This window comes from Phyllobacterium sp. 628 (assembly GCF_014189505.1).
GTDB lineage: Bacteria > Pseudomonadota > Alphaproteobacteria > Rhizobiales > Rhizobiaceae > Phyllobacterium.
Genome location: NZ_CP050301.1, coordinates 3,730,301 through 3,745,907, shown reverse-complemented (window position 1 = coordinate 3,745,907; position 15,607 = coordinate 3,730,301). Strand labels below are relative to the sequence as shown.

14 protein-coding genes are annotated in these 15,607 nt (G+C 56.9%); 11 read left to right on the top strand and 3 right to left on the bottom strand.

Translation table 11 applies throughout. From position 1 onward, the window contains the following. Positions 1 to 24: 24 nt before the first annotated feature. The 3 genes from HB779_RS20005 to HB779_RS19995 form a co-directional block, all read right to left on the bottom strand. Positions 25 to 1,869, bottom strand: a complete 1,845-nt coding sequence (locus HB779_RS20005) for a monovalent cation:proton antiporter-2 (CPA2) family protein (RefSeq protein ID WP_188343969.1) — start codon at positions 1,867 to 1,869, stop codon at positions 25 to 27. A gap of 811 nt (positions 1,870 to 2,680) precedes the next feature. After that, positions 2,681 to 3,514: an amidohydrolase gene (locus HB779_RS20000; protein ID WP_188343968.1), complete on the bottom strand. Its 834-nt coding sequence runs from the start codon at positions 3,512 to 3,514 to the stop codon at positions 2,681 to 2,683. Between the two features lie 13 nt (positions 3,515 to 3,527). Further along, positions 3,528 to 4,331, bottom strand: coding sequence for an IclR family transcriptional regulator (locus tag HB779_RS19995; RefSeq protein ID WP_188343967.1), 804 nt, complete (start codon positions 4,329 to 4,331; stop codon positions 3,528 to 3,530). 434 nt (positions 4,332 to 4,765) lie between these two features. Between HB779_RS19995 and HB779_RS19990 the strand changes: the two genes are divergently transcribed. The 11 genes from HB779_RS19990 to HB779_RS19940 all read left to right on the top strand — a co-directional run bounded on the left by HB779_RS19990 (position 4,766) and on the right by HB779_RS19940 (position 15,527). Continuing rightward, entirely contained in the window at positions 4,766 to 6,082 is a 1,317-nt protein-coding gene (locus HB779_RS19990) for a sugar ABC transporter substrate-binding protein (protein WP_188343966.1), read from the top strand. 261 nt (positions 6,083 to 6,343) lie between these two features. Continuing rightward, a complete protein-coding gene (locus HB779_RS19985; RefSeq protein ID WP_188343965.1) occupies positions 6,344 to 7,240 on the top strand; it encodes a carbohydrate ABC transporter permease in 897 nt (298 codons plus the stop codon). A gap of 1 nt (position 7,241) precedes the next feature. After that, entirely contained in the window at positions 7,242 to 8,105 is an 864-nt protein-coding gene (locus HB779_RS19980; RefSeq protein WP_188343964.1) for a carbohydrate ABC transporter permease, read from the top strand. Position 8,106: 1 nt separating this feature from the next. Further along, positions 8,107 to 9,204 carry an ABC transporter ATP-binding protein gene (locus HB779_RS19975; RefSeq protein ID WP_188343963.1) on the top strand — a complete coding sequence of 366 codons (1,098 nt, stop codon included), beginning with the start codon at positions 8,107 to 8,109 and terminating at the stop codon, positions 9,202 to 9,204. Between the two features lie 2 nt (positions 9,205 to 9,206). After that, complete coding sequence (locus tag HB779_RS19970) at positions 9,207 to 10,319, top strand: mandelate racemase/muconate lactonizing enzyme family protein (RefSeq protein WP_188343962.1); 1,113 nt, start codon at positions 9,207 to 9,209, stop codon at positions 10,317 to 10,319. Between the two features lie 2 nt (positions 10,320 to 10,321). Beyond that, a complete protein-coding gene (locus HB779_RS19965) occupies positions 10,322 to 10,663 on the top strand; it encodes an L-rhamnose mutarotase (RefSeq protein WP_188343961.1) in 342 nt (113 codons plus the stop codon). A 229-nt stretch (positions 10,664 to 10,892) separates the two neighbouring features. Beyond that, a complete protein-coding gene (locus HB779_RS19960; RefSeq protein WP_188343960.1) occupies positions 10,893 to 11,981 on the top strand; it encodes a Gfo/Idh/MocA family protein in 1,089 nt (362 codons plus the stop codon). Next, positions 11,982 to 12,437 carry a MaoC/PaaZ C-terminal domain-containing protein gene (locus HB779_RS19955; RefSeq protein WP_188343959.1) on the top strand — a complete coding sequence of 152 codons (456 nt, stop codon included), beginning with the start codon at positions 11,982 to 11,984 and terminating at the stop codon, positions 12,435 to 12,437. 28 nt (positions 12,438 to 12,465) lie between these two features. After that, positions 12,466 to 13,200: an SDR family oxidoreductase gene (locus HB779_RS19950; protein ID WP_188343958.1), complete on the top strand. Its 735-nt coding sequence runs from the start codon at positions 12,466 to 12,468 to the stop codon at positions 13,198 to 13,200. Between the two features lie 166 nt (positions 13,201 to 13,366). Further along, positions 13,367 to 14,212: a fumarylacetoacetate hydrolase family protein gene (locus HB779_RS19945; protein ID WP_188343957.1), complete on the top strand. Its 846-nt coding sequence runs from the start codon at positions 13,367 to 13,369 to the stop codon at positions 14,210 to 14,212. A gap of 37 nt (positions 14,213 to 14,249) precedes the next feature. Beyond that, on the top strand, positions 14,250 to 15,527 hold the full coding sequence (locus tag HB779_RS19940; RefSeq protein WP_188343956.1) for an L-fuconate dehydratase: 1,278 nt from the start codon (positions 14,250 to 14,252) through the stop codon (positions 15,525 to 15,527). Positions 15,528 to 15,607 lie beyond the last annotated feature (80 nt).

The following is a 15,607-nucleotide window of genomic DNA, read 5'->3' as shown; positions in this document are numbered from 1 at the left end:
TGTCGTCTCCCATATTTGTTCCGGTCAATTTGCCGTGTCCGCAGTTTGCGCACCCGGCAGGATGCGGGCAGTTTCCTCATTGAGCGCGCGGCCGGACTGGCGTGGTTTGATCAGCGGGCCGGGAACCGGCATGTTGCCCTTCATCAGATCATTGCCCGCACGGATATCGCTTGCCATCTGCAATTCAAAACGCGTCGCATCGCGCCGCCGGACGTCTTCCAGGATTTCCGCAGCTTCTTCAGGATCAACTCCCAATCCCACCAGCGTATTTTCGCCAAAGGCCAGCGCTGATTCAAAGGTTTCGCGCATCTGATACTCTACGCCGATGCGGACGAGGGCGAGCGCGTTGCCACGGTCGAAGGCGCGGGCATAAATCTGGATAAGCGGGAATTCATTCTTGATTTGCTCGGCTATGGTGAGAATGGTTTCAGCCTTGTCGACGCAAATCAGCACGGCTTGAGCATGGCCCAGACCTGCCGCATGCAGGATATCGAGCCGTGTGCCGTCGCCATAATAGACCTTGAAGCCGAATTGCGATGCGGCCTGAATCATCTCGATATCATTGTCGATGATGGAAACATCGACACCGCGCAGCAGCAGCGGTTGGCTGGCGATCTGGCCAAAGCGGCCGAAGCCGATGACAAGGACGCTGCCGGAAAGGCCTTCGGCAACATCCACGCCATCCAGCGATTGCTTTTCACGTGGTACGATGAAGCGCAAACCGATGATTGCAATTGGCGTCAGTACCATCGAGATAATAATGATGGCCGTGAGCATCGCATTGGCCCGGCCATCGAGGATGCCGACGGCTGTCGCTGTTGAGTAAAGTACGAAAGCAAACTCACCGCCTTGTGCCATGACGACAGCCCGCTCGAGTGCCTCGCCATGGCTTGAGCGCAGCAATCGCGCGACGATATAGATAGCGATGGCTTTGACCACCATAAAAGCCACGACATAGAACACCACAGTCTGCCAATTTTCCGTGACCACGCGCAGGTCGAGCGACATGCCCACAGCGAGGAAGAACAGGCCAAGCAGAATACCACGGAAGGGCTCAACGTCAGCTTCAAGCTGATGCCGGAATGTCGATTCGGACAGAAGCACGCCGGCAAGAAATGCACCCATGGCCATGGAGAGGCCACTGACCTGCATGACCAGCGCTGCGCCGAGCACCACCAGCAGCGCTGCTGCTGTCATGACCTCGCGCGCCCGCGATTGGGCGAGAAAGCCAAACAGCGGATTGAGCAGATAACGCCCGGCTATAACGATACCGACAATGGCGCCGACGCCGATGCCGATATCCATCCAGCGCAGGCCCGTGGGCGGGGCATCGGTGGCGGCGATCGGAGCGAGAAAGGCAACCAGTGCCAGCAGCGGCACGATAGCCAGATCCTCAAGCAACAGGATGGAAACCATGCGCTGACCTTTGGGACTGGCAATCTCGCCGCGCTCTTCCAGCAATTGCATGACGATGGCAGTGGAGGTCAGGACAAAGCCTGCACCGGCAACAAAGGATATGGCAACGGGGAAGCCTGTTGCGATGCCGACACCGGTCAGCAGCAGGGCACAGACACCAACCTGCAGGGCGCCCAGACCAAAGATTTCCTTCCGCAGCCCCCAAAGACGGGAGGGCTGCATTTCAAGTCCGATGATGAACAGGAACATGACGACGCCGAGTTCGGCGACGTGTAAAATAGTTTGCGGATCGGAAAAGAATTTAAGGCCATACGGACCAATGACCAGACCGGCAGCAAGATAGCCAAGCACGGAGCCAAGACCCAGCCGCTTGAAGACCGGTACGGCAACGACACCCGCGCCCAAAAGCACCACAGCACTGAGTAGATCGGGTCCGTGGATTTCCGCTGCCATATGATGTCCTGTTTGTTTGATCCTCAATAGCAGAGGTAAAGTGCATGGGCTTGGCAGGCAAGCTTTTTACCTCTGCACAATTCGCGTGAATGCAATTGCAAGTGGTGTTGTTCTGATGCGGGATACATTTCCGCCTTGCCACGCCCGCTTTTGCGTCTGGCTGTTGAGATGTGGGAAAGACGGGCGGTCCTTGGAACGCGGTCTTGGGGTAGAATGGGGGTTTGCGATCTTTCGGACCACCCGCCCGGCGATTTCTGTCTGCGTCCATTCCACCGGGGGCCCTGTCCGATTATCAGGCATTTGCGCCTGATGGAGGCCATGACAGCCTCATATCGCGCGCTGTTTCCCCGCTTGGCGTTGCAGCCACGCACCGGCCCTAGTACCGGCGCAGGATTACTGGACGCATCCCCCCGGAGCATCAGGTCCGTCAACCCGAAGCGCGGAGGCGCCGGTCCTTTCCCGACTTTCGAACGACTCCGGAAGCATTCCCGCCGGAAAGGACATGCGGATAATACAATGGGTTTTGGCAGCGTGGATAAGTTTGTGATGATTGTTTTTAGAACCAATAGCTTGGCTGTTTTCTATTCACCCCCCTCTGTCCTGTCGGACATCTCCCCCACAAGGGGGGAGATCAGCTCTCATGACCATCTTGCCTAATTCTGACATACTGAAAACTGAGCGATATAATCGATGTCGATGTGATCTCCCCCTTGTGGGGGAGATGTCCGACAGGACAGAGGGGGGTAAACTACGACAATAGTAGGTGCAGCTCACCAGACCACGCTTACGCATCTTAAAGATGGAACGCCGCTTACAGGCCCCATATCCGTTTCGCATTGCCTGAAAACAGTTTGGTTTTTTCCGTCTCGCTGCAGCCGGACAGCAAGGCATGTGTTGTGGCGACCCATGTGGCAAGGCCGCCGCCCAAGCTGCAGACAGGCCAGTCACTGCCCCAGACAATCCGGTCCCATCCGAAACTGTCGATCGCATGCTGCACATAGGGTTTCAGCGTATCGGTACTCCATTCCCCATCGGCATAGGCAACAACGCCCGATATTTTAGCTGTGATATTGGGCCGCTTGGCAATGTCGCTGATCTTGCCGCGCCACGCACCGAAATCATTGCTCTTGATATCCGGGACACCGCAATGATCGAGGATGAAGGCAACATCAGGCGCGAGGTCGACGAGAGCGATAGCCCTGTCCATCTGGCGGGGCAGCACACAGAGATCAAAAGTGAGGCCCGTGCCGCCAATGCGCTTGATGTTGTCCCGGAAAAGTTGGCCCTCGGATAGATCATCCGGCATAGTGTGCAGGATGCGGCGAAAGCCTTTGACGAAAGGATTGGCCTGCTGGCGTTCGAGATGGGCAGCAAAGCCAGCCTCTTCGGGACGGCATGCGGCGATTGCCCCGGCAATCAGATTACCCTCATGCTGCGACAGCGCAGCGACATAGCCGATTTCCGTTTCAATCTCCGACGGAGTGACATCCACTTCCATATGCAGCGCCTGAACGATCCCGGCGCGGTGGGCCTGCAAGGCATATTCCTGATAAAGGAAGTCCCGGTTGAGGGCTTCGACATCAGCCAGCCAGGGATAGTGCAGGGCGGACTGGTCGATGAGATGCAGATGGGTATCAATCAACATGGCACTGCCTCGCTCAACCTTGCCGCGGAACGCTGGAATGGATGACGTCGGCACCGGCAAGCTCGGACAGCTTTTTGGCGGTGGCGACGAGCATTTCCCGCGCCTGATCAACATCGGGAGCATCGGCAATGTTGAGTAGCTTGATATAGGGGCACGTCAACGCGGCAATTGACCGGCCGTCGGGGCCAAGTATTGGCGCCGAGATGTTGAACACACCCGCCGTTTGCGCACTGGGCATGATTTCATAACCGCGCTCGCGGATATGGTCGAGCCGCTCTTTGAAATCCTGCGGCTGGGCGATGTCATCCGCGTGATTCTCGTATTCGGCGATCATCATGGCGCGCTCATCCTCCGAACGGAATGCCAGAAGCACGTGGCCGGAGCCGGTGTTGAACAGACTGATATGCGAACCGACTCGGATCGAGATACCCCAATAATCCGGTGCTTCCTGCTGGGCGATGACGACGGCTGCACCGCGATCAAAAACGCTGAGCTGATTGGCCTGTTTGGACAGCACGGCAAGATCACGCATCAATGGCGTGGCGTAGGAGGCAAGCCGCCGCACCGGCGCATGCAACTGGGCGAGGCCAAAAAGCTTCAGGGTCAGCGAATAGCGATCGCCTTCAAGACGTGTCACATATCCGCGCCGTACGAGACGGTCGAGCATGCGATAAAATTCATTGGGGCTGCGGCCCAGATGTTTGGCTATTTCCGCCTGAGTGAGACCGCCGTCGATCCCTGAAAGCAATTCGAGAATATCCAGCCCCTTGTCGAGGGCGGGCGCGCGGTAGCGATCGCTGTCGTCTTCTTCGGTCATGTCGATCCCCTCTTTTATCTAGGTCGTAAACTCATAAATCTGGCTGAAATGGTATGAGGCCATTTGTTCGGAGACAAGGAGCAAAGGCGATGGGAATGTTTATCCATTCTCGAGCCTTTGCGACGCTGTAGCCGGGCAAATGGACCATATCCTAGGCGCCGAAACGGCTGCAAGCTGCAGTGTCGAGCCGCTCAGCCGGGGGAAAGGCCCCGCCCTTCGCGCCTCTCCTCGCATCTTCTTGCCGTTTCAGGCGCCATTTCGAACAGATTTATGAGTGTACGACCTAATGCATATACGAAGATTATCTTCATTGGAAAGCGTTTCGCGCTTGACGGTCAAGTGTGATAATGTTTGTATATGAATGAGACGCCCATATATGGGTGCAATAATTTGTGCCGGGAGGCGGCACTCTGGGAAAATCGGGAGGAATTTGCATGAAAAATCTGCTTGCCAGCGTTTCCGCTGGCGTTATCGCTCTTATGAGCGCGAGCCTTGCCATCGGTGCTGAACTGCCGGGCAAATTTGAAGGCGTAACCATTGATGCCAAGCTGATTGGCGGCCAGCAATATGAGCCGCTATATGAACGCATTGGCGAATGGGAAAAGCTGACCGGTGCCAAGGTCAATATCCTGTCGAAAAAGAATCATTTCGAACTCGACAAAGAGATCAAGTCTGACATTGCATCGGGCAGCCTGAAGTGGTGTGTCGGTTCGAACCACTCGTCATTCGCACCACAGTATCCAAGTATCTATACCGACCTGACAGCGCTGATTCCGGCGGAAGAAATTGCCGCCTTCGTTCCTGCCAATATCAAGGCATCAACGCTGGACGGCAAGCTGGTCATGCTGCCACGCGCGCAGTTCGATGTTTCGGCGCTGTATTATCAGAAGAGCATTTATGCCGATGAAGCCAACAAGAAGGCGTTCAAGGCCAAGTATAATTATGATCTGACACCGCCCGACACATGGCAGCAGGTCACCGATCAGGCAGAGTTTTTCACCAAGGCGCCTGACTTTTACGGCACGCAGTTTGCCGGCAAGGAAGAGGCAATCAACGGCCGTTTTTACGAAATGCTGGTGGCTGAGGGCGGCGAATATATCGACAAGGACGGCAAGCCCGCGTTCAATTCTGCTGCTGGCATCAAGGCACTCGACTGGTTCGTCAATCTCTACAAGGCGAAGGCTGTTCCGGCCGGAACGACCAACTATCTCTGGGATGATCTTGGGCAGGGCTTTGCGTCCGGTTCCATCGCCATCAATCTGGATTGGCCGGGCTGGGCCAGCTTTTTCAACGATCCGAAATCCTCGAAGGTTGCGGGTAATGTCGGTGTGAAGGTTCAGCCGGCGGGATCGTCAGGCAAGCGCACCGGCTGGTCCGGCAGCCATGGCTTCTCGGTCACGGAAAACTGCGCCAACAAGGCAGCAGCTGCTTCGCTCGTCTGGTGGCTGACCAATGAAGACAGCCAGAAGCTGGAAGCGAAAGCCGGTCCATTGCCGACGCGTACGGCTGTCTGGGCCTGGGATATCGAACAGGCCAAGGGTGATCCGTACAAGACCGAGGTTCTGGCGGCTTTCCAGGAAGCGGCGAAGAATGCATTCCCGGTTCCACCACTGGCTGAATGGATCGAGATTTCCAACGCTGTTTATCCGGAACTTCAAGCCGCAATCCTTGGCGACAAGACCTCCAAGGAAGCGCTCGATACGGCTGCCCAGAAGGCAACCGATATCCTGAAGGATGCAGGAAAGCTTTGATTGGTTTGAGGGGATGTTCACCCCCCTCTGCCCTGTCGGACTCCGGGGCGAGCCACGGGTCTCGCCCGTCCTTCGGACCCCCCGCAAGGGGGGAGATCACATCGACATTAAAACTTTCGCTTATTTTGCAATCTCTCAGAACTAATCGAATCGGTAATGAGGGCTAATCTCCCCCCCTTGTGGGGGAGATGTCCGACAGCCCAGAGGGGGGGTGACACATGACACCGCCCGAGAACAGAGATTAAAAGGCCGATATTCCAGATGAAGTTTCCAAAATTATCAGCGCCGACACTCCTGCTGCTGCCTGCTATCATCGTCCTTGCGGCGGTGATCGTGCTGCCGCTGCTGTTCTCGCTTTACTCGAGTTTCACGCCATTCCGCCTGACCAAGCCGGAATCGTTGTGGATTTTCATCGGCTTTCGCAATTATGTCAGCGCACTGACCAGTCTGGAATTCTGGACAGCATTCGGGCGAACCGTTCTGCTTTTGACCATCGCACTCAATGCCGAAATGTTCCTCGGACTGGGGCTGGCGATGCTGGTCAACAAGGCAACCCGGGGCCAGCGCTTGCTGCGCACGCTGATGATGTTCCCGATGATGTTTTCGCCGGTTCTTGTCGGTTTTCAGTTCAAATTCCTGTTCAACGACAATATCGGTTTCGTCAACAATGCGCTGCAGTCACTTGGGCTTACATCGTCCGCGATACCCTGGCTGATCGATGGAAATCTGGCATTGTTTTCGATCATCGTCGCTGAAGTGTGGTCATCCACCTCCGTCTTTGCCATTTTGATCCTTGCCGGGCTGCTGGCCATGCCGCAGGAACCGGTCGAAGCGGCGCGCGTTGATGGATGCACGCCATGGCAGACATTCCGCTACGTTACGTGGCCCTATCTAATGCCGTTTGCCATGATTGCGATGACCATTCGCTCGCTCGACGTGGCGCGTGCCTATGACATCGTCAAGATCATGACCGATGGCGGGCCGGCCAAGCGGACGGAACTCTTGTGGACGCTGGTTGGCCGTACCGCCTACAGTGATGCGCGAATGGGGCTGGCCAATGCCATGGCCTATATCTCGATCCTGCTTTCCATCGTGTTCACTGTGTATTTCTTCAGAAAGCTCGCCGCTGCGCGCCAGCAAATCGGAGCGGAGTGGTAAGATGGACAACAACACACATCGTCTTAAGCGCCGTGGTCTGAAAGTCCTGCACCTCGTTGGATTGTTTCTCGCCATGCTGGTGATCTGCCTGCCGGGCCTTTGGATCGTTTTGAATTCACTGCGACCGACAGTCGAGATCATGGCAAAGCCTCCGGTATGGATTCCGCAGGATATTTCGCTTGATGCCTATCGCAACATGTTTGGCGGCGCCGGGCAGGGCGGCATTCCGGTCTGGGAATATTTCCGCAATTCGCTGATCATCTCGATCACGTCGACCGTCATCGCGCTCATCATTGGTATGGCCGGCGGCTACGCCTTTGCCCGCTACAAATTCAAGGGCAAGTCGGCGATCTTTCTCGGCTTCATGCTGACCCGCGCCGTACCCGGAATCGCGCTGTCTCTGCCGCTGTTCATGATTTTCGCCCGTGTCGGCATCATCGATACGCATTTCTCGCTGATCCTGATCTATGTGGCGTTGAACGTGCCATTCACAATCTGGCTCATCGACGGCTTCTTCAGACAGGTGCCGAAGGATCTTGCGGAGGCGGCACAGATCGACGGCTGCACCCGCTGGCAGGCATTCTGGCAGGTGGAGTTTCCGCTGGCTGGTCCGGGCATCGCCTCGGCAGGTATTTTTGCCTTCCTCACATCGTGGAACGAATATGCGCTGGCATCGCAGATCACCCGCTCGGTGAATTCAAAAACACTGCCTGTCGGACTTCTCGATTACACGTCGGAATTCACCATTGACTGGCGCGGCATGTGCGCGCTTGCCGTGGTCATGATCGTTCCGGCACTCACACTCACCTTCATTATTCAGAAGCATCTTGTGTCCGGACTGACATTCGGCGCGGTGAAAGGTTAAAATGGCTCCCGTAACCCTTAAAAAGCTGATCAAGCGCTACGGCACTGTGGATGTCGTGCATGGCATCGATCTTGAGGTCAAGGACCGCGAATTCATCGCTCTGGTCGGACCGTCCGGCTGCGGCAAGTCAACGACGCTGCGCATGATTGCCGGGCTGGAAGAAATCAGCGACGGCATCATCGAAATTGGCGGCAAGCCGGTCAACGACCTGCCGCCGCGAGCGCGCAATATTTCGATGGTGTTTCAGTCCTACGCGCTGTATCCGCATATGACCGTGCGCGAAAACATGGGATTCTCGCTGAAGATCGCCAAGCTGGCGCAGAGCGAGATTGATCAGCGCGTCAATGAAGCTGCTGCCATTCTCGATCTGGAAAAACTGATGGACCGGCGTCCCTCGCAACTGTCAGGCGGCCAGCGTCAGCGCGTGGCAATGGGCCGGGCGATTGTGCGCAAGCCGGAAGTGTTCCTGTTCGACGAGCCCCTTTCCAACCTTGATGCCAAGCTGCGCACGCAGGTGCGCACGGAGATCAAACGCCTGCATGCCAAGGTGCAGGCAACAATGATCTACGTGACGCACGATCAGGTGGAAGCGATGACGCTTTCCGACCGTATCGTCATCATGCGCGATGGCTATATCGAGCAGGTCGGGACACCGGAAGAAGTGTTCAAGCGTCCGGCTACGCGCTTTGTCGCCGGCTTTATCGGCTCGCCGCCGATGAACCTGAATGAAGCCACGGTCGATGATGGCAAGCTTGTTCTCAAAGGTGGGCAGAGCCTGCCGCTGCCGATTGAATTTCGCAGCAAGGTCGCTGCGGGTGACAAGGTGATTTTCGGCCTTCGCCCTGATGATATCTATCCGACCGGTCATGGGCTGAGTTCGGGTGAAGCGACCGATGTGCATGAACTGTCGCTGCCGGTATCGATCACTGAACCATTGGGCAACGAAACGCTGGTGTTCATCACATTGGGCGAAAAGGAATGGGTGTCGCGCATGCTCAATCCGCGTCCGCTGGCAACGGGCGAATCCATCAAGCTGAGCTTCGACCTGTCGCAGGCACATCTCTTCTCGGCTGAAACCGGCAAAACCCTGCGGAGCTGACCATGGCCAAAATCGAACGCGTTGAGCTGCGCATGGTTGATCTGCCGCCGAAAGTGCTGCGGACAGACGCCATTCAAAGTTTTGTCAGTCAGGAAACGCCGATTGTCACCATCACCGACAGCGATGGCGCTGTTGGGACTGGCTACAGCTATACGATCGGCACCGGCGGCTCCTCGGTGATGCGGCTGCTTTCCGATCATCTGGTGCCGCGCCTGCTTGGCAAGGACGCAGACCAAATTGAAGCAATCTGGCGCGAGCTTGAGTTCGCGACCCATGCAACGACCATCGGAGCAATCACGGCGATTGCGCTGGCCGCGATCGATATTGCTCTTTGGGATTTGCGGGCGAAGAAGCAGAACCTGCCGTTGTGGAAGCTTGCGGGTGGTGCCAAGGATCGCTGTCCGCTTTATACAACCGAGGGTGGTTGGCTGCACATTGAAAAGCAGGCGCTGGTTGATGATGCCTTGCAGGCGAAGGCCAAGGGTTTCAAGGGCGCCAAGGTCAAGATCGGCCGTCCGCACGGCTCGGAAGATCTTGACCGCCTGTCGGCGGTGCGCGATGCGGTTGGAGCGGGTTTCGAAATCATGACCGATGCCAATCAGGGCTTTACGCTGGATGAAGCCATCCGGCGTTCGCAAGTGTTGCGCGATATCGATCTGGCATGGCTGGAAGAGCCGCTGCCTGCGGATGATATTGACGGCCATGTGCGCCTGTCATCCGCGACGCAAACACCTGTTGCGGTGGGCGAGTCGCTCTATTCAATCCGGCATTTCCGCGAATATATGCAGAAGCGGGCCTGCTCGATTGTACAGGTCGACGTTGGCCGCATCGGCGGCATCACCCCGTGGCTCAAAGTGGCGCATACGGCCGAGAGCTTCGATATGCCGGTTTGCCCGCACTTCCTGATGGAACTGCATGTCAGCCTGACCTGCGCCGTGCAGAATGGCAAATATGTCGAGTACATTCCGCAGCTTGATGACCTGACCGGCACGCAAATGCGCATCGAAAATGGCTACGCCATTGCTCCGTCAGAGCCGGGTATCGGCATTGACTGGGATTGGGATGCGGTGAAGGCTCGCAGTATCGACGAATTCACCACGGAAATCCGGAGCTGATTATGACCTCATCTGGACAGCGCATGGGAATGATGATCGGCCTGAATGGCGATAAGGTAGCCGAATACAAGCGCCTGCACGCGGCTGTCTGGCCCGAGATTCTCGCACTCATTTCAAGTTGCAATATCCGAAATTACACAATCTTCGTGCGCGAACCGGAGAATATCCTGTTCGGTACGTGGGAATATCACGGCACCGACTTCGACGCGGATATGGCGAAAATGGCTGCCGATCCGAAGAATCAGGAATGGTGGGCTTTGTGCATACCCTGTCAGGTGCCGCTCGAAACGCGTGCGCCCGGTGAATGGTGGGCAATGATGGACGAAGTCTTCCATTTGGACTGAGGAATGAAGAATGAATAGTGGCGCTTTCACCCCCCTCTGTCCTGTCGGACATCTCCCCCACAAGGGGGGAGATCACATTGGCAGAAACGCCTTTGCACAATGGGAAATGCTGCAATTTTCGCAGACACGGCAGTGTAGGCTGATCTCCCCCCTTGCGGGGGGTCCGAAGGACGGGCGAGACCCGTGGCTCGCCCCGGAGCCCGACAGGGCAAAGGGGGGTATCTGAAGCGTGCAAACACTTACAAATCCCTTCAACCCAATCACCTTGCAGCAAAGTTGGCCTTTACCCGTCAAGCTGCGACCGATTGTAACCTTCGGCGCTGGCAGCATTGTCGGTGATGCGCATTATCCGGCCTATAAGAAGGGCGGCTTTCCCATTGCCGGGCTGTTCGATCCGGATCAGGCCAAGGCAGGCAAGATTGCGGGTGAATGGAATGTCAAAGCCTATGCCTCCATTGCCGAGGCGGCTGCCGTAGAAAACGCGATCTTCGATCTCGCAACACCGCCTGCAAGGCACGCGGATGTGTTGCGGGCATTGCCGGAAGGATCCTTCGCCCTGATCCAGAAGCCGATGGGCAGCGATCTTGACGAAGCTTCGGAGATTCTGCGCATTTGCCGGGACAGGAATATCACTGCAGCTGTGAATTTCCAGCTGCGGTTCGCGCCGATGATGCTGGCGCTGAAAGATGCCATCGCCAAGGGCTGGCTGGGAGAGGTCATTGATTTCGATGCCTGGCTGGCGCTGGATACACCATGGTCGCTGTGGCCGTTTCTGGCCGATCTGCCACGGGTCGAGATTGCCATGCACTCGATCCATTATATCGATCTGATCCGGCAAATTCTCGGCAACCCACTGGGTGTGCACGCCAAGACACTGGGTCATCCCAATCACAAAGTGGCGCAGACACGCACAAGTGCCATTCTTGATTATGGCGATCACGTGCGGTGTTCGCTGTCGATCAACCACGATCACAAATTTGGCCGCAAGTTTCAGGCCTGCGAATTCCGTATCAGCGGTACAGAGGGCGCGGCCTATGTGAAGCTGGGCGTCAATCTGGACTATCCGCGCGGCGAACCGGACGAGTTGATGATTTTTCCAAAAGGTGGCTCGAACTGGATCAACGTTCCGCTGCAAGGCGCCTGGTTCCCGGATGCCTTTGTCGGGCGGATGGCCAATCTGCAGCGTTTTGCCAGCGGCGAGGACAAGGAGCTTGTCAGCTCGGTTGAAGACAGCTGGCATACGATGGCACTGGTCGAAGCGGCGTATCAATCGAGTGCTTCCCCCGCGACACCACTCGCCCGAAAGCCGGAGGTCTGAATGTCAGAACAAGCGATCTATTTTGAAGACTACGAACCCGGCCATGTCCGCACCACGACGGGGCGCACGATCACCGAAACGGATTTCGTGGTACACGCAGGTCATACGGGCGATTTCTTCCCGCACCACATGGATGCGGAGTTTGCCAAAACGACCCCATTCGGCCAGCGGGTTGCGCACGGCACCATGGTCTTTTCCATTGGCGTCGGCTTGACTGCAAGCCTGATCAATCCGGTGGCTTTTTCCTATGGCTATGACCGGCTGAGGTTTGTGCGGCCGGTGTTTATCGGCGATACGATCCGCACGCGCGTGACCATCGGCGCCAAAGAGGATGATCCAAAGCGGCCAGACAGCGGCCGGGTTGTCGAGCGCTGCGAAGTGATCAACCAGCACGACGAGGTTGTGCTCGCCGCCGACCATATTCTAATAGCTGAACGCAGGATCAAACGCGCGTGAGGCGCATAGGCTGAAGGGAAATTTTGATATGACAGGGAAGCTTGAAGGCAAGCGCGTTTTGGTTACAGCCGCAGGGCAGGGCATCGGGCGTGCATCGGTGCTGGCTTTTGCGCGTGAAGGCGCCGTGGTTCATGCAACTGATATCAACCAAGAGTTGCTCGATGCTCTGCCGAAAGAGGCTGGTATCCAGCCGCGCAAACTGGATGTCCTGAAAACCGAGGAAGTCACGGCGGTTATCGGTGAGATCGGCCCTGTTGACGTGCTGTTCAATTGCGCCGGATTTGTGCATGGCGGCTCCATCCTCGAGATGCCCGATGCCGATCTGGATTTTGCACTGGATTTGAATGTCCGCGCCATGATCCGCACAATTCGTGCCGTGCTGCCGGGGATGATCGAACGCAAAGGTGGCGCGATCATCAACATGTCGTCTGTTGCCAGCAGCGTGAAGGGTGTGCCGAATCGTTTTGCCTATGGTGTGACCAAGGCGGCCGTGCTCGGTCTGACCAAGGCTGTGGCCGCAGACTACATCACGCAGGGCATTCGCTGCAACGCCATCTGCCCGGGCACGGTTGAAAGCCCGTCGCTGGAACAGCGCATGCGCGCCGGTGGTGACTACGAGGCCGCTCGTGCTGCCTTTATCGCCCGGCAGCCGATGGGCCGTCTCGGCCTGCCCGAAGAAATTGCCGACTTTGCCGTTTATCTCGCCGGTGCGACCTACACGACTGGGCAGGCCTATAACATTGATGGCGGCTGGACCGTCTAGGAGACTTCGCCAATTCACCCTGATGGGTATCTGATGCGTCTTTCTGCGCTTCCGGTGCTCATGGACGAAAATGTCCACTGCGCTCCGGTTCTCGAAAACCGCACCAGCTCCCTCATCAGGATAAATTGTCAGAAGTCTCCTCTCAAGAAATTGGAAGGAATGAACGATGAAATTTCTACGTTACGGCGAAGCAGGACAGGAAAAGCCCGGTGTGCTCGATGCGCAGGGCCGGATCCGCGACCTCTCTGGCAAAGTCGGCGATCTTTCTGGTGCTGCACTTGATCCTGCAGCGCTGGGCAAACTGTCTGCTCAAGATGTCGAAGGCCTGCCGGTTGTCGATGGCAATCCGCGTCTTGGCGCCTGCATTGCCGGTACGGGCAAGTTCATCTGTATCGGTCTCAACTATGCGGATCACGCAGCGGAATCCGGCATGGCCGTGCCGCCGGAACCCGTCATTTTCATGAAAGCCACTTCGGCGATTGTCGGACCAAATGACGATCTTGTTATTCCGCGCGGTTCTGAGAAGACCGATTGGGAAGTCGAACTCGGCGTCGTTATCGGGCGGACAGCGAAATATGTAAGCGAAGCCGAAGCACTGGATTACGTTGCCGGCTACTGCACGGTGCATGATGTCAGCGAGCGTGCATTCCAGACCGAGCGCGCCGGGCAATGGACCAAGGGCAAGTCCTGCGACACATTCGGACCAACCGGTCCGTGGCTGGTTACCAAAGATGAAGTGGCCGATCCGCAAAACCTTGGCATGTGGCTGAAGGTCAATGGCGAGACCATGCAGAACGGTTCCACCAAGACGATGGTCTACGGCGTTGCCTTCCTCGTCTCCTATCTGAGCCAATTCATGTCGCTGCATCCCGGTGACGTGATCTCGACCGGCACACCACCCGGCGTTGGCATGGGCATGAAGCCGCCGCGTTATCTCAAAGCGGGTGATGTGATTGAGCTCGGCATTGAAGGCCTTGGCATCCAGAAACAGGTGGCGCGCGCCGACGTTTAAAGGTGCTCTGATTCCAACATTATTGAAGAGGCACATTGTGACCCGCATTACCGATCTTCGCGTCTTCGACGTCCGTTTTCCCACCTCGCAGAGTCTGGATGGATCGGACGCCATGAATCCGGACCCGGACTATTCCGCCGCCTACGTTATCCTTGATACGGATGCGAAGGACCTGTCCGGTCATGGGCTGACCTTCACAATCGGTCGCGGCAATGAAATCTGCTGCCTCGCAATCGAAGCCATGAAGCATCTCGTTATTGGTCTGGAACTGGACTGGGTGAAGGAAAATCCGGGCCGGTTCTGGCATTTCATCACCGGTGACAGCCAGTTGCGCTGGATCGGGCCCGACAAGGGGGCGATGCATCTGGCCACAGGCGCTGTGGTCAATGCGGTCTGGGACTTGCTTGCGAAGGAGGCCGGAAAGCCGGTCTGGCAGCTGGTGGGCGAGATGACGCCGGAAGAGATCGTCAACATTGTCGACTTCCGCTATCTCACCGATGTACTGACGCGGGAGGAAGCGCTCGATATTCTGCGCAAGGCTGAAAGCGGCAAGCAGCAGCGGATCGCAACACTGAAAGCCGAGGGCTATCCCTGTTACACCACGTCAGCGGGCTGGCTCGGTTACTCCGACGAAAAGCTGCGCCGCCTCTGTCAGGAAGCGGTGGATGCCGGTTTCAATCACATCAAGATGAAGGTTGGCCGGGATCTTGAAGACGATATTCGCCGCCTGACCATTGCGCGTGAGGTGATCGGCCCCGACCGCATTCTGATGATCGATGCCAATCAGGTATGGGAGGTGAATGAGGCCATTGACTGGGTCAACAAGCTTGCCTTCGTCAAGCCGTTCTTCATTGAAGAGCCCACCAGCCCGGACGATGTGGCCGGTCACCGCAAGATTCGTGCAGCGATCAAGCCGGTGAAGGTTGCAACCGGCGAGATGTGCCAGAACCGGATCATGTTCAAGCAGTTCATCGCCGAGGGTGCCATCGACGTGGTGCAGATCGATTCCTGCCGCATGGGCGGGCTCAACGAAGTGCTGGCCGTGTTGCTGATCGCAGCGAAGTATGACCTGCCGGTTTGGCCGCATGCGGGCGGCGTGGGACTCTGCGAATATGTGCAGCACCTGTCGATGATCGACTACGTGGCTGTGTCGGGTACCAAAGAGGGCCGGGTGATCGAATATGTCGACCACCTGCACGAGCATTTCATCGATCCCTGCAACATTCAGGACGCAGCCTATATGCCGCCGTCGCTACCGGGCTTCTCCATCGAGATGAAGGCAGCGTCGATCGAGGAATATCTCTACCGGCCATAGAAACGGGTAGAGTTTCATCTGCCTGACAAATATGTGCTCTATGGCGACAGAACTATTCCCGTGCCGGTGTGAACCATCGG

Bases quoted from the DNA above. Each gene is read 5' to 3' on its own strand.
- HB779_RS20005 (WP_188343969.1), bottom strand. From the start codon at position 1,869: ATGGCAGCGGAAATCCACGGACCCGATCTACTCAGTGCTGTGGTGCTT.
- HB779_RS20000 (WP_188343968.1), bottom strand. From the start codon at position 3,514: ATGTTGATTGATACCCATCTGCATCTCATCGACCAGTCCGCCCTGCAC.
- HB779_RS19995 (WP_188343967.1), bottom strand. From the start codon at position 4,331: ATGACCGAAGAAGACGACAGCGATCGCTACCGCGCGCCCGCCCTCGAC.
- HB779_RS19990 (WP_188343966.1), top strand. From the start codon at position 4,766: ATGAAAAATCTGCTTGCCAGCGTTTCCGCTGGCGTTATCGCTCTTATG.
- HB779_RS19985 (WP_188343965.1), top strand. From the start codon at position 6,344: ATGAAGTTTCCAAAATTATCAGCGCCGACACTCCTGCTGCTGCCTGCT.
- HB779_RS19980 (WP_188343964.1), top strand. From the start codon at position 7,242: ATGGACAACAACACACATCGTCTTAAGCGCCGTGGTCTGAAAGTCCTG.
- HB779_RS19975 (WP_188343963.1), top strand. From the start codon at position 8,107: ATGGCTCCCGTAACCCTTAAAAAGCTGATCAAGCGCTACGGCACTGTG.
- HB779_RS19970 (WP_188343962.1), top strand. From the start codon at position 9,207: ATGGCCAAAATCGAACGCGTTGAGCTGCGCATGGTTGATCTGCCGCCG.
- HB779_RS19965 (WP_188343961.1), top strand. From the start codon at position 10,322: ATGACCTCATCTGGACAGCGCATGGGAATGATGATCGGCCTGAATGGC.
- HB779_RS19955 (WP_188343959.1), top strand. From the start codon at position 11,982: ATGTCAGAACAAGCGATCTATTTTGAAGACTACGAACCCGGCCATGTC.
- HB779_RS19950 (WP_188343958.1), top strand. From the start codon at position 12,466: ATGACAGGGAAGCTTGAAGGCAAGCGCGTTTTGGTTACAGCCGCAGGG.
- HB779_RS19945 (WP_188343957.1), top strand. From the start codon at position 13,367: ATGAAATTTCTACGTTACGGCGAAGCAGGACAGGAAAAGCCCGGTGTG.